Raw genomic sequence first — 18,753 nt, 5'->3', positions numbered from 1 at the left:
CACGATCAGGCGGGCTCACCGTGGCGCGTCCTGGCTCACCGCCGGAGGTGAGCCAGGACGCAGCACGACCAGGCCGCCTGATCGTGCGGGGACCTCCGACGGGGCCGGGATCGTGCCCGGGGGGCTCAGACCAGCTCGAGGGGGTCGAGCTGCACGCGCACGTGCTCGCTCGCCTTCCGCGCGCTGCGGACGCCCTGCACCTCGGCGAGCGCGGTGGCCAGCGCCGTCCCCTCACCGCGCGGTACCCGCACCAGGTAGCGCTCCCGCTCGCCCTCCTGGCCCGGCCGCGGGGGCTCGGGCACCGGCCCGAGCAGGTCGGCGTCGCCGGGCAGCCGGGCGGCGCCGAGGAACTCCGCGAGCGCCGCCGGCGACCCCGACAGCGCGGCCATCCGGGTGGCCGGCGGGAAGCCCAGCGCCCGCCGGTCGGCGAGCTCCCGCTCGGCCAGCCAGCCCGGGTCCCAGCGCACCAGGGCCTGGACGACGGGGTGCGCGGCGTCGGCCGCCACGACGACGGTGCCCCGCGGCCGCACGAGCGTGGCCGCGTTCATCCAGCGGCGCAGCGTCTCCTCGCCCGCCCGCAGGTCGGCGCGGCCGAGCAGCGCCCACGAGTCGAGCAGCAGCGCCGCGCCGTACCCGCCCTCGGCCACCGGCTCCGCGCCGGGCGTCGCGACCACCAGCGCCGGGCCGCCGGACACCGTCGGCAGCACCCCCGAGGACCGCCCGGACACCCGCACCGGGGCGCCGGGGAACGCCCGCCCGAGCTCCTCGGCGGTGCGCGCGGCCCCCACGACGGAGGCGCGCAGCTTGGTGCCGTGGCAGTGCGGGCAGTCGAAGACCGTGGCCGGGCGGGCGCACCACCGGCACGCGGGGATGCGCGAGCCGCCGGGCCCGGGGGTGGGAGAGATGCCGAGGGGGCCGGAGCACACCGCGCAGCGGGCCGGCGCCCGGCAGCGGTCGCAGGACAGGCCCGGCGCGTAGCCGGAGCGCGGCACCTGCACCAGCACGGGTGTGCCCTCGGCGAGCGCGGCGCGGGCCACCCGGTGGGCGAGGCTGGGCAGCCGCGCGGTGCGGGCGGCCGGGTCGCGGGCGAGCTCGGAGTCCTCTCCCAGCGCCTGCACCCGCGGCATGGCGGCGCGCAGGATGGCCCGCTCGGCGGCGAGCTCGTGCGCCCAGCCGCTCTCCACCAGCAGCGCGGCCTCGGCGGTGCGCGCGGTGGCCGCGACGACGGCCGCGCACCCGGTCAGGTGGGCGCGGTGCACCAGCACGTCGCGGGCGTGCGCGTAGGGCGCCCGTGGCTCGGCGTGCAGGTCGTCGCCGTCGTCCCAGACGGCCACCAGGCCGAGGTCGGCGACGGGCGCGAACGCCGCGCCCCGCGTGCCGAGGACGACCTTCGCGCTGCCGCGGGCGGCGTCGAGGAAGCGCCGGTAGCGGGCGTCGGGGGCGGCGTCGGCGCGCAGCACGACGAACGAGCCCGTCGGCAGGACGGCGCCGGCGGCGGCCTCCAGCCGGTCGAGGTCGCGCCCGTCGGGGACGACGACGAGCGCGCCGCGCCCGCCCGACAGCGCCGCCCGGCACAGCTCGGCGAGCCGCGCCGGCCAGTCCTCGCCGGGCAGCGCCGTCCACACCGCGCGCGCCGGGCGGCCCTCCGCGACGGCGGCCAGCAGCGCGGGCCCCGTCGGGTAGCGGGCGAACCCGGCCGGGTCGGGCGGCTCCGGTGGCGGCGGGGGCTCGGCGGGCGGGCGCTTCTCCGCGGCGGCGCGGCGCGGCGGGATGGCCAGCCGCAGCACGTCGACGAGCGTGCCGCCCCAGCGCTGCGCCACCGAGCGGGCGAGCGCCGCGACCTCCGGGGTGAGCACCGGTTCGGAGGACACCAGCTTGGCCAGCGGCGCGAGCTTGCGGCCGGTCTCGCTGGAGGTGGCGAGCTCCAGCACGAACCCGTCGACCAGTTGCCCGGCGAAGCGCACCCGCACCCGGCAGCCGGCGCGGACCTCCCCGGCCATGTCGTCGGGGATCGCGTAGTCGAAGGCGCGGTCCAGGTGCGCCAGCGGCACGTCGACGACGACCCGGGCCACCGTGGGGCGGCCCGGGTCGCCGGGAGGTGGTGCGGCCGTGCTCAGGGCGCTCTCCGTCCGGTCGTCGTCCCCGCGAGTCTCCCCGCGGGGTACGACGCGTCCTGCTCCGGGGAGGTCAGGCCCCGACGGCCGACCGGAGCGCGTCGGCCCGGTCGGTGCGCTCCCACGGCAGCTCGACGTCGGTGCGGCCGAAGTGGCCGTAGGCGGCGGTCGGGCCGTAGATGGGCCGCAGCAGGTCCAGGTCGCGCACGATGGCGCCCGGGCGCAGGTCGAACACCGTGGTGACGGCCTTCTCCAGGACGTCGTCGGCCACCGTGCCGGTGCCGTGCGTGTCGACGAACAGGCCGACGGGGTGCGCGGCGCCGATGGCGTAGGCGACCTGCACCTCGCAGCGGCGGGCCAGGCCCGCGGCGACGACGTTCTTGGCCACCCAGCGCATCGCGTAGGCGCCGGAGCGGTCGACCTTCGACGGGTCCTTGCCGGAGAACGCGCCGCCGCCGTGACGGGCCATGCCGCCGTAGGTGTCGACGATGATCTTGCGGCCGGTCAGGCCGGCGTCGCCCATGGGGCCGCCGATGACGAACTTGCCCGTGGGGTTGACCAGCAGCCGGTAGCCGTCGGTGGGCAGCCCGAGCGCCTGGAGCTCCGGCTCCACGACGAGCTCCTGCACGTCGGGGGTGAGCAGCTGCTCGATGGAGATGTCCTCGGCGTGCTGCGAGGAGACGACGACGGTGTCGACGCCGACCGGCCGGTCGTCCTCGTAGACGACGGTGACCTGGGTCTTGCCGTCGGGGCGCAGGTAGGGCACCGAGCCGTCCTTGCGGACCGCCGACAGCCGGCGGGAGAGCCGGTGCGCCAGCGCGATCGGCAGCGGCATGAGCTCGGGGGTCTCGTCGGTGGCGTAGCCGAACATGAGCCCCTGGTCGCCGGCGCCCTGGCGCTCGATCTCGTCGTCGGTCGCGCCCGACGTGCGCGCCTCGTAGGCGGTGTCCACGCCCTGGGCGATGTCGGGCGACTGCGCGCCGATGGACACGCTCACGCCGCAGGAGGCGCCGTCGAAGCCCTTGCGCGAGGAGTCGTAGCCGATCCGCAGGACCGTCCTGCGGACGATGTCGGCGATGTCGACGTAGCCGGCGGTGGTGACCTCGCCGGCGATGTGCACCTGGCCGGTGGTGATCAGGGTCTCGACGGCGACGCGGCTGCGCGGGTCCTGCGCGAGCATCTCGTCGAGGATCGCGTCGGAGATCTGGTCGGCGATCTTGTCGGGGTGGCCCTCGGTCACCGACTCGGACGTGAAGAGGCGGCGTGGCACTCGGTTCTCCCTGCTGCAGTGACGAGGTACGGCCACGGTCTGCCCGCGCCGCGTGAGCACGTTACCGGCGCGATCCCGGGGCGGCAGCCGACGGTCAGCCCAGCCGGGGCGTGATCGCCCGCCAGACGGCCGCGGCGACGGCGTCCTTGCTGCCGTGCGGCACGTCGGTGGCGGTGCCGTCGGCGGCCAGCACGACGGCGGCGTTGTCGGGCCGGCCGAACACCCCGCCGCCGGACACGTCGTTGACCACCAGCAGGTCACAGCCCTTGCGGGCGAGCTTGGCGCGGGCGTGGGCGAGCACGTCGGCGTCGGCGTCGCCGGTCTCGGCGGCGAAGCCGACGACGAGCTGGCCGGCCGTGCGCTTGGTGACCAGCTCGGCCAGCACGTCGGGGTTGCGCACCAGCGGGACGGCGTCGGGCTCGCTGGCGCTGTCCTTCTTCAGCTTGGTGGCCGCGACCGTCGCCGGCCGGAAGTCGGCGACGGCGGCGGCCATGACGACGACGTCGGCTGCCGCTCCCCCACCCGACCCGGCCTCCTCGAGCATCGCGGCGCGCAGCTCCTCCGCCGTCCCCACCGGGACGACGCGGACGCCGAACGGCGCGGGCAGGTCGACGTTGGCCGCCACCAGGGTGACGTCGGCGCCGCGGGCGGCGGCGACGCGGGCCAGGGCCCAGCCCTGCTTGCCCGACGACCGGTTGCCCAGGTAGCGGACGGGGTCCAGCGGCTCGCGGGTGCCGCCGGCGCTGATCACCACGCGGCGGCCGGCGAGGTCGGCGCGGAGCGCGTCGGCGCCCGCGGCGAGCACGACCTGGGCGAGCGCGGCGACGTCGGCGGGCTCGGGCAGCCGGCCGGGCCCGGAGTCCGGCCCGGTGAGCCGGCCGACGGCGGGCGGCAGCACGATCGACCCGCGCCGGCGCAGCGTGGCCACGTTGTCCTGGGTGGCCGGGTGCAGCCACATCTCGGTGTGCATCGCCGGCACGAACACGACCGGGCAGTGCGCGGTGAGCAGGGTGGCGGTGAGCAGGTCGTCGGCGCGGCCGGCGGCGGCGCGGGCGAGCAGGTCGGCGGTGGCTGGGTTGACGACCACCAGCTCGGCGGTCTGCCCGATCCGGACGTGCGCGACCTCGGGCACGTCGTGCCAGACGTCGGTGGTGACGGGGTTGCCCGACAGCGCCTCGAAGGTCGCGGCGCCCACGAACCTCAGCGCCGACTCGGTGGGGACGACGCGCACGTCGTGGCCCGCCTCGGTCAGCGCCCGCAGCAGCAGGGCCGACTTGTACGCGGCCACGCCGCCGCCCACGCCCAGCACGATCCGGCTCATGCCGCCCATCCTCCCCCGGACACGGCGACGCCCCCGGTACCGCGTACCGGGGGCGTCACTCGTCAGGGCTGGTGCCGGCCTAGTTCTCGCCGGCGGTGTGGGTCAGCAGACCCTCGTTGATCTCGCGCAGCGCGATGGAGAGGGGCTTCTCCTGCGGGGCGGTGTCCACCAGCGGACCGACGTACTCCAGCAGGCCCTCGGAGAGCTGGCTGTAGTAGGCGTTGATCTGCCGCGCGCGCTTGGCGGCGAAGATCACCAGGCCGTACTTGCTGCTGGTGCGCTCGAGCAGCTCGTCGATCGGCGGGTTGGTGATGCCCTCGGGGGCGGGTGCGACTCCGGACACGGGCGGGCGTGCTCCTCGTTCGATCGGCGGGAGTGCGGGGCCTCGGGTGCGGGCCCGGTCACTCGGAGGCGCCGACCGTCCTCTCGGACGACGGCGCAGCTAGCAAGGATACCAACTCGTCCGCGGCCCGTGCGACGTCGTCGTTGACGACCACGACGTCGAACTCCCCGGCGGCGTCGAGCTCGGCCTGCGCGATCGCCAGCCGGCGCTCCTGCACGTCGCGCGTCTCCGAGCCGCGGCCGGCCAGCCGGCGCTCCAGCTCGCCCCACGACGGCGGGGCGAGGAACACCAGCTGCGCCTCGGGCGCGCGGGCGCGGACCTGGCGGGCGCCCTGCAGCTCGATCTCGAGCAGCGCCGGCGCCCCGGTCGCGAGACGCTCGCGGACCGGGGCGGCCGGTGTGCCGTAGCGGTTGCCGGCGTACTCGGCCCACTCGAGCAGGCCGTCCTCGGCGATGAGCCGGTCGAACTCGGCGCCGTCGACGAAGTGGTAGTGCACCCCGTCGACCTCACCGGGACGGCGTGCCCGGGTGGTGACCGAGACCGAGAGCCACACCTCGGGGTAGCGCCGGCGGACCTCCGCGACCACGGTGCCCTTGCCGACCCCCGAGGGGCCGGAGAGCACCGTCAGGCGCGCCGGGACCGGGGACCGGTGGTCTGTGGGCAAGGCGTCCTCGTCCTGGTGCGGTGGTCCTGTGCGGTGGTGCCGTGTGGTGCGGCGGTGCGGCCGGTCAGCTCGCCGAGTCGGCCGGGACCTGCTCGGCGACGACCTGCTCGCCGCCGAACTCCGCCTCCAGGGCCCGGCGCTGGTTGGCGCCCAGGCCGCGGACGCGGCGGGTCGGCGAGATCTCGAGCCGCTCCATGATCTTCGCAGCACGGGCCTTGCCGACGCCGGGCAGGGACTCCAGCACCGCGGAGACGCGCATCTTGCCGATCACCTCGTCGGACTCGCCCTGCTTGAGGACGTCGCCGACCGTGGCGCCCTTGCTCTTGAGCCGCTCACGCAGCTCGGCGCGCGCCTTGCGGGCGGCCGCGGCCTTCTCCAGGGCGGCGGCGCGCTGTTCGGGTGACAGGTCAGGAAGGGGCATGGTGCGTGTCCGATCGTGTCGTCGCCGGGGCCTGTTCGCCCCGGCGTCTCTGTGCTGTCTCTCGTGCCGCGTCTGCGGGTCCGGCCCCGGCTCCTCAGGCCCGGCGGTCAACCTAGTAACCGGGAATCCGCAGGTCACGCGCCGTACGCCCGACGTTCTCGATCTCCGAACGTCCGCCGGTGACGCTGTGTGTGCCGTGTGTGTGACCGACCGTGAGACGCGCAGTTCACACCGTATACGGAACGGAACAGGTCCGCCGGACGGGGGATCCGACACGTCCGTCGCGACACGCCGGGGTCAGCGCCCGGCGCGCCGCCCCGACCTGCGGCCGAGCGCCCAGCCGCCGACTCCCGCCAGCACCAGCGCGCCCGCCACCGCCAGCCCCGCACCCAGCAGGGAGCCGTACGTCCAGAGGACGTCGACGCGGTCGAAGGAGAGCTCCAGCGAGCTCTCGTACGCCCGGGTCGGCGTCAGCGGCGCGTAGCTCCCGCCGTACACGACGGCGCTCGGCCGGCTCTCCCGCCGGAACACGACGACACCAGCGACGAGGAGCACCAGCCCCAGCGCCGCGACCGCGCACGGCAGGCCCCGCCTCACCGCGCGAGCTCCTCCGCCCACCGGGCCGCGGCCGCCCGCAGCGCCGCCGCGTCGGGGCCGGCGGCGAGGACGTCGCGGGAGACGGTCGGGACGACGGCGCGTCCGGCGCCGAACAGCCGCCGCAGGTCGGCCGGGGTGCCGCCCTGGGCGCCGAGGCCCGGGGCCAGCACCGGCCCGCCGAGGCCGTCGAGGTCGACGTCGAGCGTGCGCAGCGTGGCCCCGACGACGACGCCGAAGGACCCCGTGGTGGCGCCCCAGCGCGACGCCTGGTCCTGCGCCGCGCCGAGGTCGGGCAGCGGGTCACCCACCACCCAGCCGGGGGTGTTCCAGCCGCGGACGGTGTCGACGACGACCTGCGCGGCGCTCCGCTCCCCCACCGCCGCGGACTGCAGCGTCCCGGCGTCGGGGTTGGACGTGCGGGCCAGCACGAACAGCCCGCCGCCGGTGAGCCGGGCGGTGTCGACGGCCGGCTGCAGCGAGCCGGGGCCGAGGTAGGGGCTGACGGTCAGGGCGTCGACCGCGCACGGGTGCTCCGGCCGCAGCACGTCGGCGTAGGCGTCCATGGTGGAGCCGATGTCGCCGCGCTTGGCGTCGAGCAGCACCAGCGCCCCGGCGGCGCGGGCCCGGGCGACGCCCTCCTCCAGCACGGCCAGGCCGCGCGAGCCGTGCCGCTCGTAGAAGGCGGACTGCGGCTTGAGCACCGCCACCTGCCCGGCGAGCGCGTCGACGACGGCGTCGGTGAAGCGGGCCAGGCCGTCCGGGGAGTCGGGCAGGCCCCACCGCTCGAGCAGCGGCGCGTGCGGGTCGATGCCCACGCACAGCGGTCCCCGGGCGGCGACGGCGTCGGCGAGGCGCTGCCCGAACGGTGCCGTCACCGGGGCACCGACCGGGAGAGCGTCTGCCCGTGCGCGGCGATGCAGTCGCGGGCGAGGAACGGGTCGGCGAAGGCGCCGGCGGCCGACTGGACGGCGTCGGCCCCGGCCTCCCACAGCGCGGCGAAGGAGGCCGGGTCGGTGACCCCGCCCATCGCCAGGACGTCGAAGCGGTGCCCGCCGGCGTCGCGCAGCGCGACCAGCCGGCGGGTGGCGTCCAGCGCCCGCCCGCGGACGGCCGCGCCCGAGAGCCCGGCCACCGCGCGGCCGGGGAACGTCGGCTCGCCGTCGCCGCGCACCACCCGGGTCGCCACGGTGTTGATGCCGGCGACGCCGTCGACCAGCGGGCCGATCCGCGGCACCAGGGCGGCCAGCCGCGGCTCGTCGAGCCAGGAGATCTTGGCGACCAGGCCGGTGCGGTCGTCGAGGCCGCGGCGCACGGCCTCGACCACCGCCACGGTGGCGTCGGCGTCGAGGCACAGCGGCGGCTTCACGCCGTCCGGGGAGGCCGACAGGGTGTTGGGGCAGGACAGGTTCAGCTCCACCACCCCGGCGCCGGCCTCCTGCGCGAGCCGCGCCACGGCGACGAAGTCGTCGACCAGGCCGGTCCCGCTGCCCGCGCCCATGACGCTGACCAGCAGCAGCTGGTCGTCGTCGACGGCGGCCAGCGACCGCTCCAGGTCGGCCATCCACTCCGCCGGCGCCGGGGAGGGGACGCCGAAGGAGTTCACGGTGCTGACGCAGGGGTCGCCGGGCGCCGTCCAGTCCCACGGGTCGGAGACGACCTCGTCGAGAGGCCCGTCGCCGGGCGGGCGCGGCGCGAACGTCCAGTTCGGCTGCTCGTTCGGGTCGTGGGCGCGGCTGCGCACGGTCTTGTACGTGAGCACGCTGAACCCGTTGCGGGCGTGGAAGCGCACCCACTCCTCGCCGCCGTTGAGGACGCACGCGGGCACCCCGACCGGGAAGGCGACGTCGCGGCCGAGCACCCGCCAGCGCCGGTCGCCGGCCCGCGGGCGCTCCGGCAGCCGCGGGCCCACCGGCGTCGCCAGGTTCTCCCGGTAGGAGCCGAGCACGTCGTAGGACGGCGTCCGCACCCCGTGCGCGGCGAGCACCCCGCCGAGCCGGGCGGTGAACAGCACCCGGGTGAGCAGCGGCAGGTCGCCGGCACCGGCCTCCCCCGCCGCCAGCCGCGCGGCCAGCGCCCCGGCATCGTCGCGCAGGGCGGCGAGCTCGGGCGCCGGCGGCGTCGCGAACCGGGTGACCCCGGCGAGGAACGCCGCCGGCAGCCCGTCGAGCAGCCCGCGGGCGACCAGCTCGTCCCGCACGGCGCCGACGACGTCCCCGCCCTCCGCGCGCGAGGGGCGGCTCACGGTGCCGCGGTGAGCGCCGCGTGGACCTCCTGCAGGCTGCGCACCCCGAGGTCGCCGCGGCGCAGCGCCTCGACGCCCTGCACGGCCGCGGCCATCCCCTGCACCGTCGTGATGCACGGGATGCCGGCGGCCACCGCCGCGGTGCGGATCTCGTAGCCGTCCAGCCGCGGCCCGCTGTTGCCGGGCGACCCGAACGGCGTGTTGACGACGATGTCGACGTCGCCGGCCAGGATCCGCTCGACGCAGTTGCCCGGGCCCTCGCTGTACTTGCCGACCACCTCGCAGTCGACGCCGTTGCGCCGCAGCACCCGCGCGGTGCCGGCGGTGGCGAGCACGCGGAAGCCGAGGTCGGCGAGCCGCTTGATCGGGAAGACGGCGGCGCGCTTGTCGCGGTTGGCCAGGGACACGAACACCGTGCCCTCGGTGGGCAGCGGCCCGTAGGCGGCGGCCTGCGACTTGGCGAACGCGGTGCCGAAGCCGTCGTCGAGGCCCATGACCTCGCCGGTGGACTTCATCTCCGGCGACAGCACGGTGTCCACGCCGTGGCCCTCGACGGTGCGGAACCGGTGGAAGGGCAGCACCGCCTCCTTGACCGCGATCGGCGCCCGCTCGGAGAGGTCGACGCCGTCGCCGGCGGCCGGCAGCACGCCCGCGGCGCGCAGGTCGGCGATCGTCTCGCCCACCGCGATCCGCGCGGCGGCCTTGGCCAGCTGCACCGCCGTCGCCTTGGACACGAACGGCACCGTGCGCGAGGCGCGCGGGTTGGCCTCCAGCACGTAGAGGACGTCGTCCTTGAGCGCGTACTGCACGTTCATCAGGCCGCGGACGCCGATCCGGGCGGCCAGCGCCTCGGTGGCGGCGCGGATCTGCTCGAGGTCGCCGGAGCCCAGGGTGATCGGCGGCAGCGCGCACGCGGAGTCGCCGGAGTGGATCCCGGCCTCCTCGATGTGCTCCATGACGCCGCCGAGGTAGAGCTCGGAGCCGTCGTAGAGCGCGTCGACGTCGATCTCGACGGCGTCCTCGAGGAACCGGTCGACCAGCACCGGGTGCTCGGGGCTGACGTCGGTGGCCTTGGCGATGTAGGCCTCGAGCGTGGCGTCGTCGTAGACGATCTCCATGCCGCGCCCGCCCAGCACGTAGGAGGGCCGCACGAGCACCGGGTAGCCGATGCCGGCCGCGATCTCCCGCGCCTCGGCGAACGTCGTCGCGGTCCCGTGCAGGGGGGCGAGCAGGCCGGCGTCGGCGAGCACCCGGGAGAACGCGCCGCGGTCCTCGGCGTCGTCGATGGCCTCCGGCGAGGTGCCGAGCACCGGCACGCCGGCGTCCTTGAGCCGCTGCGCGAGGCCCAGCGGCGTCTGCCCGCCGAGGGTGCAGACGACCCCGGCGACGGGACCGGCGGCGCGCTCGGCCTCGACCACCTCGAGGACGTCCTCGAAGGTGAGCGGCTCGAAGTACAGCCGGTCGGCGGTGTCGTAGTCGGTGGAGACGGTCTCGGGGTTGCAGTTGACCATCACGGCCTCGTAGCCGGCGTCCTGCAACGCCATGACCGCGTGCACGCACGAGTAGTCGAACTCGATGCCCTGCCCGATCCGGTTGGGGCCGGAGCCGAGGATGAGCACCGCCGGCTTCTCCCGCGGCTCGACCTCGGTCTCCTCGTCGTAGGACGAGTAGTGGTAGGGCGTGCGGGCGGCGAACTCGGCCGCGCAGGTGTCGACGGTCTTGTAGACCGGCCGGATGCCCAGGCGCCAGCGCAGCACCCGGACGCCGTCCTCGCCGGCGAGCTCCGGCCGCAGCGCGGCCACCTGCCGGTCGGACAGACCGTGCCGCTTGGCGCGGCGCAGCAGCGCCGGGGTGAGCGCGGGGGCGTCGCGGACCTCGGCGGCGACCTCCTGCACCAGCGCGACCTGGTCGACGAACCACGGGTCGAAGCCGCTGGCCTCGGCCACCTGCTCGACGGTCGCGCCGGCCGCCAGGGCCGCCTCGGCGGTGTAGAGCCGCCCGTCGACCGGGGTGCGCAGCGCCTCGAGCAGCTCGGCGGCCGAGCGCGGGTCGGGCGCGCCGGTCCAGAAGCCCGCCACCTTCGTCTCCGTCGAGCGCATGGCCTTGCCCAGCGCCTCGGGGAAGTTGCGGCCCATGGCCATGACCTCGCCGACGCTCTTCATCGTCGTGGTCAGCCGCGGGTCGGCGCCGGGGAACTTCTCGAACGCGAAGCGCGGGATCTTCACGACGACGTAGTCCAGCGTCGGCTCGAACGCCGCCGGGGTGACGCCGGTGATGTCGTTGGTGATCTCGTCGAGGGTGTAGCCGATGGCGAGCTTCGCGGCGATCTTCGCGATCGGGAAGCCGGTGGCCTTCGACGCCAGCGCCGACGACCGGGACACCCGCGGGTTCATCTCGATGACGACCAGGCGCCCGTCGGCGGGGTTGACCGCGAACTGGATGTTGCAGCCGCCGGTGTCGACGCCGACCTCGCGCAGCACCGCGATGCCGACGTCGCGCATCCGCTGGTACTCGACGTCGGTGAGCGTCATCGCCGGGGCGACGGTGACCGAGTCGCCGGTGTGCACGCCCATCGCGTCGACGTTCTCGATCGAGCAGATGACGACCACGTTGTCGCTGCGGTCGCGCATCAGCTCGAGCTCGTACTCCTTCCACCCGAGCACCGACTCCTCGATGAGCACGGTGTGCACGGGCGAGTCCGCGAGGCCGTGGGAGGCCATGCGGCGCAGCATCGCCTCGTCGGTGGCGAAGCCGGAGCCGAGGCCGCCCATGGTGAAGCTCGGCCGGATGACGACGGGGTAGCCGACCTCCTCCGCCGTCTCCAGCGCCTCCTCGACGGTGCCGCACACCCGCGAGCGCGGGGCGTCGGCGCCGATGGACCGGACGATGTCCTTGAACTTCTGCCGGTCCTCGCCGCGGTTGATCGCGTCGACGTCGGCGCCGATGAGCCGCACGCCGTAGCGCTCCAGCGTGCCGTTCTCGTACAGGCCGATGGCGATGTTGAGCGCGGTCTGCCCGCCGAGGGTGGCCAACAGCGCGTCGGGGCGCTCCTTGGCGATGACCCGCTCGACGAACTCCGGCGTCAGCGGCTCGACGTAGGTGGCGTCGGCGACGTCGGGGTCGGTCATGATCGTCGCCGGGTTGCTGTTGACCAGGCTGACCCGCAGGCCCTCGCTGCGCAGCACGCGGCAGGCCTGGGTGCCGGAGTAGTCGAACTCCGCGGCCTGGCCGATGAGGATCGGCCCGGAGCCGATGACCAGGACGTGCTCGATGTCGGTCCGCTTGGGCATCAGGCGTTCTCCCCCGTGCTGTGCTGGACGACCGGCGCAGGGCTGACGGCCGTGCCGCCGTCGCGCGCGGCCTCCATGAGGTCGACGAAGCGCTGGAACAGCGGCGCGGCGTCGTGCGGGCCGGCCGCCGACTCCGGGTGGAACTGGACGCTGAACGCCGGCGCGTCGAGCAGCCGCAGCCCCTCGACGACGTCGTCGTTGAGGCCCACGTGGCTGACCTCGGCCCGCCCGTACGGGGTGTCGGTGGGCCGGTCGAGCGGGGCGTCGACGGCGAACCCGTGGTTGTGGCTGGTCACCCGGACCGTGCCGCTGACCCGGTCGAGCACCGGCTGGTTCAGGCCGCGGTGGCCGAAGCGCAGCTTGTAGGTGCCCAGGCCCAGCGCGCGGCCGAGGATCTGGTTGCCGAAGCAGATGCCGAACAGCGGCCGGCCGGCGTCGAGGACACCCCGCACCGCGGCCACCGCGTAGTCGGCCGCGGCCGGGTCGCCGGGGCCGTTGGAGAGGAAGACGCCGTCGGGGCCGTGCGCCAGCAGGTCCGCGGCGGTCGCCGTCGAGGGCAGCACGTGCGTCTCGACGCCGAGGGCGGCCAGGTGCCGCGGGGTCGCCGTCTTGATGCCGAGGTCGAGCGCGGCGATGGTGAACCGCCTCTCCCCCTCCGCCGGGACGACGTAGGGCTCGCGGGTGCTCACCTGCGGCGCGAGGTCGGCGCCGGTCATGCCCTCGGCGGCGCGGACCCGGGCGAGCAGGGCGTCGGCGTCGCCGGACTCGCTGCTGATCCCCGCGCGCATGGCGCCGCGCTCCCGCAGGTGGCGCGTGAGCGCGCGGGTGTCGATGCCGCTGATGCCGACGACGCCCTGCGCGGCGAGCTCGTCGTCGAGGCTGCCGGTGGCCCGCCAGTTGGCCGGGCGGCGGGCCGGGTCGCGCACGACGAACCCGGCCACCCACATGCGGCGGCTCTCGTCGTCCTCGCCGTTCACGCCGGTGTTGCCGATGTGCGGCGCGGTCATGGTGACGATCTGGCCGGCGTAGCTGGGGTCGGTCAGCGTCTCCTGGTAGCCGGTCATCCCGGTGGCGAACACCGCCTCGCCGACCGTCGTGCCGACCTTGCCGTAGGCCTCGCCGCGGAACGTCCGCCCGTCCTCGAGCACGAGGATCGCCTCGGTCACTTCACTGCCTTCCCGTCCAGAACGGTCGCCTCGCCCCGCAGGAACGTGGCGACCACGCGGCCGGGGAGCTCCCGGCCGGCGTAGGGGCTGTTGCGGCTGCGGCTGGCCAGCGCGGCCGGGTCGACGGTGGCCCGGGCGGCGGGGTCCAGCAGCAGGAGGTTGGCCGGCTCGCCGGGGGCGAGCGGGCGGCCGTGGCCGTCGAGGCGGCCGATCGCGGCGGGCCGCACCGACATGCGGTCGGCGACGCCGGCCCAGTCGAGCAGGCCCGGCTCCACCAGCGCCTCGAGGACCACCGAGAGCGCCTGCTCCAGCCCGAGCATCCCGGGCCGGGCCTGCGCCCACTCGCTCTCCTTGTCCTCCACCGCGTGCGGCGCGTGGTCGGTGGCGACGGCGTCGATCGTGCCGTCGGCCAGGCCCGCGCGGAGGGCGTGCACGTCCTCGTCGGTGCGCAGCGGCGGGTTGACCTTGAACACCGGGTCGTAGGACTCGGCGCAGGCCTCGGTGAGCAGCAGGTGGTGCGGGGTGACCTCGGCGGTCACCTGGACGCCGCGCGACTTCGCCCAGCGCAGGAGCTCCACCGACCCGGCGGTCGAGACGTGGCAGACGTGCAGCCGCGCGCCCACGTGCTGGGCGAGCAGCACGTCGCGGGCGATGACCGCCTCCTCGGCGGCGGCCGGCCAGCCGGTGAGCCCCAGCCGCGCGGAGCGGTCGCCCTCGTTCATCTGCGCGCCGACGGTGAGCCGCGGCTCCTCGGCGTGCTGGGCGACGACGCCGTCGAAGGCCTTCACGTACTCCAGCGCCCGGCGCATGAGCGCGGGGTCGGCGACGCAGTGCCCGTCGTCGGAGAAGACCCGCACCCGGGCGGCCGAGTCGGCCATCGCGCCGAGCTCGGCCAGCCGCTCGCCCCGGAGGCCCACCGTCACCGCGCCGACCGGGACGACGTCGACCAGCCCGGCCTCCTGGCCCAGGCGCCACACCTGCTCGACGACGCCGGCGGTGTCGGCGACCGGGTCGGTGTTGGCCATGGCGTGCACCGCGGTGAACCCGCCGAGCGCCGCGGCCCGGCTGCCGGTCTCCACCGTCTCGGCGTCCTCGCGGCCGGGCTCGCGCAGGTGGGTGTGCAGGTCGACCAGGCCGGGCAGCGCCACGAGCCCGTCGGCGTCGACGACGGTCGCGCCGGGGACGGACAGCCGGCCACCGACCGCCGCGACCCGGCCGTCCTTCAGCAGCAGGTCGGCGGGCTCGCCGCCGAGCACGCGCGCCCCCTTGATCAGCGTGGTCACGAGGCGCCTCCGAGCAGCAGGTACAGCACGGCCATGCGGACGCTGACGCCGTTGCCGACCTGTTCGACGATCGTCGAGCGGACCGAGTCGGCGACGTCGGCGGCGATCTCCATGCCGCGGTTCATCGGGCCGGGGTGCATGACGATCGCGTCGTCGGACAGCGCGGCCATCCGGACGGCGTCCAGGCCGTAGCGGCGGCTGTACTCCCGCGCGCTGGGGAAGAACGAGGCGTTCATCCGCTCGGCCTGGACCCGCAGCATCATCACCGCGTCGGCCTTGGGCAGGACGGCGTCGAGGTCGTAGGAGACCTCCACCGGCCACGAGCCCACGCCCACCGGCAGCAGCGTCGGCGGCGCGACGAGGGTGACCTGCGCGCCGAGGGTCGTCAGCAGCCACACGTTGGACCGCGCCACCCGGCTGTGCAGGACGTCGCCGACGACGACCACCCGGACGCCGTCGAGGCGGCCCAGCCGGCGGCGGATCGTGTAGGCGTCGAGCAGCGCCTGGGTGGGGTGCTCGTGAGTGCCGTCGCCGGCGTTCACCACGCTGCCCTGCACCCAGTTCGCCAGCCGGTGCGGGGCGCCGGAGGCGGAGTGGCGGACGACGATCGCGTCGCTGCCCATCGCCTCCAGGGTCAGCGCGGTGTCCTTGAGGCTCTCGCCCTTGGAGACGCTGCTGCCCTTGGCCGAGAAGTTGATGACGTCGGCCGACAGCCGCTTGGCCGCCAGCTCGAAGGAGATCCGGGTGCGGGTGGAGTCCTCGTAGAACAGGTTGACCACCGTGCGCCCGCGCAGCGTGGGCAGCTTCTTGACCTCGCGGCCGGCCAGCGCGGCGTCGATCTGCGCGGCCGTGTCGAGGACGAGCGTGGCGTCGTCGCGGTCGAGGTCGGCCGCCTCCAGCAGGTGCCGCTTCACTGCTCCACCACCACGACCTCGTCGGTGCCGTCGGTCTCGGCCAGGTGCACGCGCACCTTCTGCGCGCGCGAGGTGGGCACGTTCTTGCCCACGTAGTCGGCGCGGATCGGCAGCTCGCGGTGGCCGCGGTCGACGAGCACCGCCAGCTGCACCGCGCGCGGGCGGCCGAGGTCGCGCAGCGCGTCGAGCGCCGCCCGGACCGAGCGGCCGGAGAACAGCACGTCGTCGACGAGGACGACGAGCCGGCCGTCGATGCCCGCGTCGGGCAGGACGGTGTCCTCCAGCGCCCGGACGCCGCGCAGCCGCAGGTCGTCGCGGTAGAGGGTGATGTCGACGGTGCCGGTGTCGACCGCCGTGCCGCTGAAGGCGGCCACCCGGGCGGCGAGCCGGCGGGCGAGCGGGGCGCCGCGGGTGGGGATGCCGACCAGCACCAGGTCGGCGAGGGAGTCCCCCGCCTTCTCGATGAGCTGGTGGGCCATCCGGTCGACCACGCGGGCGACGTCGGCGGGGGCGAGCAGGACGCCGGGCGTGGACGCGCGACCGGCAGGGGGCTCCGGGGAGCCGGCCATCAGGCCTCCTTCCCCGCCTCACGGGACGGGTCGTTAAAGGAGTGGGGTGGACCGGCGACGACCGTACTGCACCCTCCCGTGTGACCGTCGTCGCGCGTCGCGCCACCGCAGGTGGGCACGGGGGGGACGAGGATTCCCCAGGAGGAGGGAGCCGCTGTCGCACCTCCCGACGACCCAGTACGCTCAGTCACCAACGAGCCTCCTCCACGACGACGGACAGTGAGCAGACACGCATGAGCACGGACTACTCGCGGGCCCTGGGCGCCCGGCTGCGGGCCATCCGCAACCAGCAGGGCCTGTCCCTGCAGGGCGTGGAGGACAAGTCGCACGGCCGCTGGAAGGCCGTCGTCGTGGGCTCCTACGAGCGCGGCGACCGCGCGGTGACCGTGCAGCGCCTCTCGGAGCTGGCCGTCTTCTACGGCGTGCCGGTCTCCGAGCTGCTGCCCGACCCGCGCCCGAGCTCGGCGGTCACCTCGACCACGAAGATCGTGCTCAACCTCGAGTCCCTGGGTTCGCTGCCCGCCGACGAGGCCGGCCCGCTGGCCCGCTACGCGTCGACCATCCAGGCGCAGCGGCACGACTACAACGGCAAGGTCCTCTCCATCCGCGCGGAGGACCTCAAGTCGCTGGCGATCATCTACGACATGAGCCCCGACGAGCTCACCACCCGGCTGATCGAGTGGGGCGTGCTCAACCCGGGCGGCATGGACGGCATGGGTGCCGGCGCCGATGACGACGACGAGACCTGGGACCGCCGCCGCGCCCCGCGCTGACCCCCGACACACCTCACGAGGCCCGCTCCGGCACCCGCCGGGGCGGGCCTCGTCGCGTCCGGACTCCGCTCCTCCGCCCCGCGCGCGCTGTGTGCACGCAGCGCGCTCCCGGGCCTCCCCCGGCCGCGCCGTGTGCACACAGCGCGGTCTCCCGACGTCCGGCTCCGAGGGAGGCGCGCCCCCGCTCCAGCCGCACCTGCCGTCACGGTGCGCGAGGGGGTGACCGCGCTCGGTCCCGGAACTGTCGGTGGGTGCTCCTAGCGTCCGTCCCGTCGCCGAGAACCCGGCGCACGACGCGAGGAGTCCCCGTGCACACCAGCCCACCGGTCGCCCTGCCCGACCCCGAGCTGCTGCTCGCCGCCCGCCGCCGCGAGGCGCTGCGCCGGGCGCACCGGCGTCAGTCGAGCGTGCGGATGGCCGCGATGCTCACCGCCGCCGCGGGCACCGGCCGCCGTCCCTGACGCCGGCCCGGCCCTCAGGCGCCCGGCTCGAGCGCGGCCACGCACTCCTGCAGGTCGGCCAGCAGGCGCTCGCGCCGGTCGGGCGTCAGCCCGGCGAGCATCCGCTCCTGCACCCCGGCGACGGCGACGCTGGCCTCGCGCAGCCGCCGTCGCCCCTCGTCGGTGACCGTCGCCGGCAGCGCCCGGCCCTGCGGCGCCACGGCCGGCCGCGACACCCAGCCGGCGTCCTGCAGGCCGGCCAGGACGCCGGTCATGGCCTGCCGCGTCACGAACGCCGCGCGGGCGAGCTCGGCCACCGAGGAGCCGGGCCGCTGGTCGAGCAGCTCCAGCGTCGCGTACTGGGACACCGTCAGGCCCAGCGGCCGCAGCGCGGTGTCCATGGCGCCGCGCAGCACGGTCGCGGCCTGCTTGAGCACGTAGCCCACCGCCCGGTCGACGTCGCCGACCCCGCCCTCTTGACTCATGTCAGGATCCTGACACACTCGACCATGTCAACATCCTGACATCACTCCCGAGGAGCAGCCATGACCGTCACCGGACCCGACTTCGTCGCCCTGCAGGTCACCGATCTCGAGCGCTCGGCGGCCTTCTACGCCGGCACCCTCGGGCTGCGCCGCGCACCGGCCGGCCCGCCCGGCGCGGTCGTGTTCGCCACCACGCCGGTGGCCTTCGCCGTCCGCGAGCCGCTGCCGGGCGTCGACCCGGCCGCGGCGCGGCCCCGCCCGGGCCTGGGAGTGGCGCTGTGGCTGGCCGCCGACGACAGCCAGGCGCTGCACGACCGGATGGCCGCCGACGGCGTGACCATCCTGGCGCCGCCGGCCGACACGCCCTTCGGGCGGGCGTTCACCTTCGCCGACCCCGACGGCTACGCCGTCACCGTGCACGACGCCCGCTGAGCGGGCGCCGGCCGGCTCAGGAGGAGGTGGGGACCTCGGCGTCGAGGATGGCGCCGAGGACGCCGTTGACGTACGCCGGCGACTCGTCCGTGGACAGCGCCCGGGCGAGCTCGACGGCCTCGTCGATGACGACGGCGTCGGGCACGTCGTCGGCCCACAGCAGCTCGAAGACCGCCATGCGCAGGATCGCGCGGTCGACGTCGGGCAGCCGCTCCAGCGACCAGCCGCGGGCGTGCTGCTCGATCAGCTCGTCGATGCGGCCGGCGTGGGCGGCGACGCCCTCCACCAGCCGGACGGCGTGCTCGGGCACCGGCGGGTTGGCGTGCGCGACGCGCTCGCGCAGCATCTCCACCGGGTCCGCGCTGCGCAGGTCGGCCGCGTAGAGGACGTCGACGGCGCGCTTGCGCGCCTTGGTGCGTGCGGCCATGT

The 18,753-nt window shown here is 75.7% G+C and carries 19 protein-coding genes; 3 read left to right on the top strand and 16 right to left on the bottom strand.

What is annotated here, in order from left to right:
- Nucleotides 1–125: 125 nt before the first annotated feature.
- From ACI78R_RS14840 to pyrR, 14 genes are all read right to left on the bottom strand, one after another.
- Nucleotides 126–2,072: a primosomal protein N' gene (locus ACI78R_RS14840; RefSeq protein WP_457041266.1), complete on the bottom strand. Its 1,947-nt coding sequence runs from the start codon at nt 2,070–2,072 to the stop codon at nt 126–128.
- Between the two features lie 115 nt (nt 2,073–2,187).
- The gene (metK, locus tag ACI78R_RS14835) at nt 2,188–3,384 is read right to left on the bottom strand and encodes a methionine adenosyltransferase (RefSeq protein ID WP_073422533.1); all 1,197 of its coding nucleotides are present in this window, start codon (nt 3,382–3,384) and stop codon (nt 2,188–2,190) included.
- A gap of 94 nt (nt 3,385–3,478) precedes the next feature.
- Nucleotides 3,479–4,705, bottom strand: a complete 1,227-nt coding sequence (gene coaBC, locus ACI78R_RS14830; protein ID WP_457041265.1) for a bifunctional phosphopantothenoylcysteine decarboxylase/phosphopantothenate--cysteine ligase CoaBC — start codon at nt 4,703–4,705, stop codon at nt 3,479–3,481.
- Between the two features lie 79 nt (nt 4,706–4,784).
- A complete protein-coding gene (gene rpoZ / locus ACI78R_RS14825) occupies nt 4,785–5,048 on the bottom strand; it encodes a DNA-directed RNA polymerase subunit omega (RefSeq protein WP_012949163.1) in 264 nt (87 codons plus the stop codon).
- A 58-nt stretch (nt 5,049–5,106) separates the two neighbouring features.
- A complete protein-coding gene (gene gmk / locus ACI78R_RS14820; protein WP_073422535.1) occupies nt 5,107–5,712 on the bottom strand; it encodes a guanylate kinase in 606 nt (201 codons plus the stop codon).
- A gap of 64 nt (nt 5,713–5,776) precedes the next feature.
- A complete protein-coding gene (gene mihF / locus ACI78R_RS14815) occupies nt 5,777–6,133 on the bottom strand; it encodes an integration host factor, actinobacterial type (protein ID WP_073422536.1) in 357 nt (118 codons plus the stop codon).
- A 297-nt stretch (nt 6,134–6,430) separates the two neighbouring features.
- Nucleotides 6,431–6,730, bottom strand: coding sequence for a hypothetical protein (locus ACI78R_RS14810; protein ID WP_457041264.1), 300 nt, complete (start codon nt 6,728–6,730; stop codon nt 6,431–6,433).
- Nucleotides 6,727–7,605 carry an orotidine-5'-phosphate decarboxylase gene (gene pyrF / locus ACI78R_RS14805; RefSeq protein ID WP_457041263.1) on the bottom strand — a complete coding sequence of 293 codons (879 nt, stop codon included), beginning with the start codon at nt 7,603–7,605 and terminating at the stop codon, nt 6,727–6,729. The genes ACI78R_RS14810 and pyrF overlap by 4 nt, the downstream gene beginning before the upstream one ends.
- Nucleotides 7,602–8,972, bottom strand: a complete 1,371-nt coding sequence (locus tag ACI78R_RS14800) for a dihydroorotate oxidase (protein ID WP_457041262.1) — start codon at nt 8,970–8,972, stop codon at nt 7,602–7,604. The genes pyrF and ACI78R_RS14800 overlap by 4 nt, the downstream gene beginning before the upstream one ends.
- Nucleotides 8,969–12,262, bottom strand: coding sequence for a carbamoyl-phosphate synthase large subunit (gene carB, locus ACI78R_RS14795; protein ID WP_457041261.1), 3,294 nt, complete (start codon nt 12,260–12,262; stop codon nt 8,969–8,971). The genes ACI78R_RS14800 and carB overlap by 4 nt, the downstream gene beginning before the upstream one ends.
- Nucleotides 12,262–13,428: a glutamine-hydrolyzing carbamoyl-phosphate synthase small subunit gene (carA, locus tag ACI78R_RS14790; RefSeq protein ID WP_457041260.1), complete on the bottom strand. Its 1,167-nt coding sequence runs from the start codon at nt 13,426–13,428 to the stop codon at nt 12,262–12,264. The genes carB and carA overlap by 1 nt, the downstream gene beginning before the upstream one ends.
- The gene (locus ACI78R_RS14785) at nt 13,425–14,711 is read right to left on the bottom strand and encodes a dihydroorotase (protein ID WP_073422541.1); all 1,287 of its coding nucleotides are present in this window, start codon (nt 14,709–14,711) and stop codon (nt 13,425–13,427) included. The genes carA and ACI78R_RS14785 overlap by 4 nt, the downstream gene beginning before the upstream one ends.
- Entirely contained in the window at nt 14,708–15,625 is a 918-nt protein-coding gene (locus ACI78R_RS14780; protein WP_457041259.1) for an aspartate carbamoyltransferase catalytic subunit, read from the bottom strand. Before ACI78R_RS14780 ends, ACI78R_RS14785 begins: the two co-directional genes overlap by 4 nt.
- Nucleotides 15,622–16,194: a bifunctional pyr operon transcriptional regulator/uracil phosphoribosyltransferase PyrR gene (gene pyrR, locus ACI78R_RS14775; RefSeq protein WP_457041258.1), complete on the bottom strand. Its 573-nt coding sequence runs from the start codon at nt 16,192–16,194 to the stop codon at nt 15,622–15,624. The genes ACI78R_RS14780 and pyrR overlap by 4 nt, the downstream gene beginning before the upstream one ends.
- Nucleotides 16,195–16,427: 233 nt before the next feature.
- On the opposite strand from pyrR, the gene bldD reads away from it, so the two are divergent.
- Nucleotides 16,428–16,967, top strand: coding sequence for a transcriptional regulator BldD (bldD, locus tag ACI78R_RS14770; protein ID WP_073422544.1), 540 nt, complete (start codon nt 16,428–16,430; stop codon nt 16,965–16,967).
- Nucleotides 16,968–17,275: 308 nt separating this feature from the next.
- A complete protein-coding gene (locus ACI78R_RS14765; protein ID WP_175562960.1) occupies nt 17,276–17,428 on the top strand; it encodes a hypothetical protein in 153 nt (50 codons plus the stop codon).
- 14 nt (nt 17,429–17,442) lie between these two features.
- Here ACI78R_RS14765 and ACI78R_RS14760 read toward each other — a convergent pair whose 3' ends face one another.
- A complete protein-coding gene (locus tag ACI78R_RS14760) occupies nt 17,443–17,892 on the bottom strand; it encodes a MarR family winged helix-turn-helix transcriptional regulator (RefSeq protein WP_073422545.1) in 450 nt (149 codons plus the stop codon).
- A 60-nt stretch (nt 17,893–17,952) separates the two neighbouring features.
- On the opposite strand from ACI78R_RS14760, the gene ACI78R_RS14755 reads away from it, so the two are divergent.
- Entirely contained in the window at nt 17,953–18,324 is a 372-nt protein-coding gene (locus ACI78R_RS14755; protein ID WP_073422546.1) for a VOC family protein, read from the top strand.
- Nucleotides 18,325–18,340: 16 nt separating this feature from the next.
- On the opposite strand, the gene nusB is transcribed toward ACI78R_RS14755, so the two are convergent.
- Nucleotides 18,341–18,751 (bottom strand): transcription antitermination factor NusB, encoded by a 411-nt coding sequence (gene nusB, locus ACI78R_RS14750; RefSeq protein ID WP_454553022.1) that lies wholly within the window; start codon nt 18,749–18,751, stop codon nt 18,341–18,343.
- Between the last annotated feature and the right edge of the window lie 2 nt (nt 18,752–18,753).

This window comes from Geodermatophilus sp. SYSU D01106 (genome assembly GCF_054049995.1).
This window is presented reverse-complemented; position numbering and strand designations above follow the sequence as displayed.

Coding starts and splice junctions, on each gene's coding strand:
- mihF (WP_073422536.1), bottom strand. CDS start 6,133: ATGCCCCTTCCTGACCTGTCACCCGAACAGCGCGCCGCCGCCCTGGAG.
- ACI78R_RS14760 (WP_073422545.1), bottom strand. CDS start 17,892: ATGAGTCAAGAGGGCGGGGTCGGCGACGTCGACCGGGCGGTGGGCTAC.
- bldD (WP_073422544.1), top strand. CDS start 16,428: ATGAGCACGGACTACTCGCGGGCCCTGGGCGCCCGGCTGCGGGCCATC.
- nusB (WP_454553022.1), bottom strand. CDS start 18,751: ATGGCCGCACGCACCAAGGCGCGCAAGCGCGCCGTCGACGTCCTCTAC.
- pyrR (WP_457041258.1), bottom strand. CDS start 16,194: ATGGCCGGCTCCCCGGAGCCCCCTGCCGGTCGCGCGTCCACGCCCGGC.
- ACI78R_RS14755 (WP_073422546.1), top strand. CDS start 17,953: ATGACCGTCACCGGACCCGACTTCGTCGCCCTGCAGGTCACCGATCTC.
- carB (WP_457041261.1), bottom strand. CDS start 12,262: ATGCCCAAGCGGACCGACATCGAGCACGTCCTGGTCATCGGCTCCGGG.
- coaBC (WP_457041265.1), bottom strand. CDS start 4,705: ATGAGCCGGATCGTGCTGGGCGTGGGCGGCGGCGTGGCCGCGTACAAG.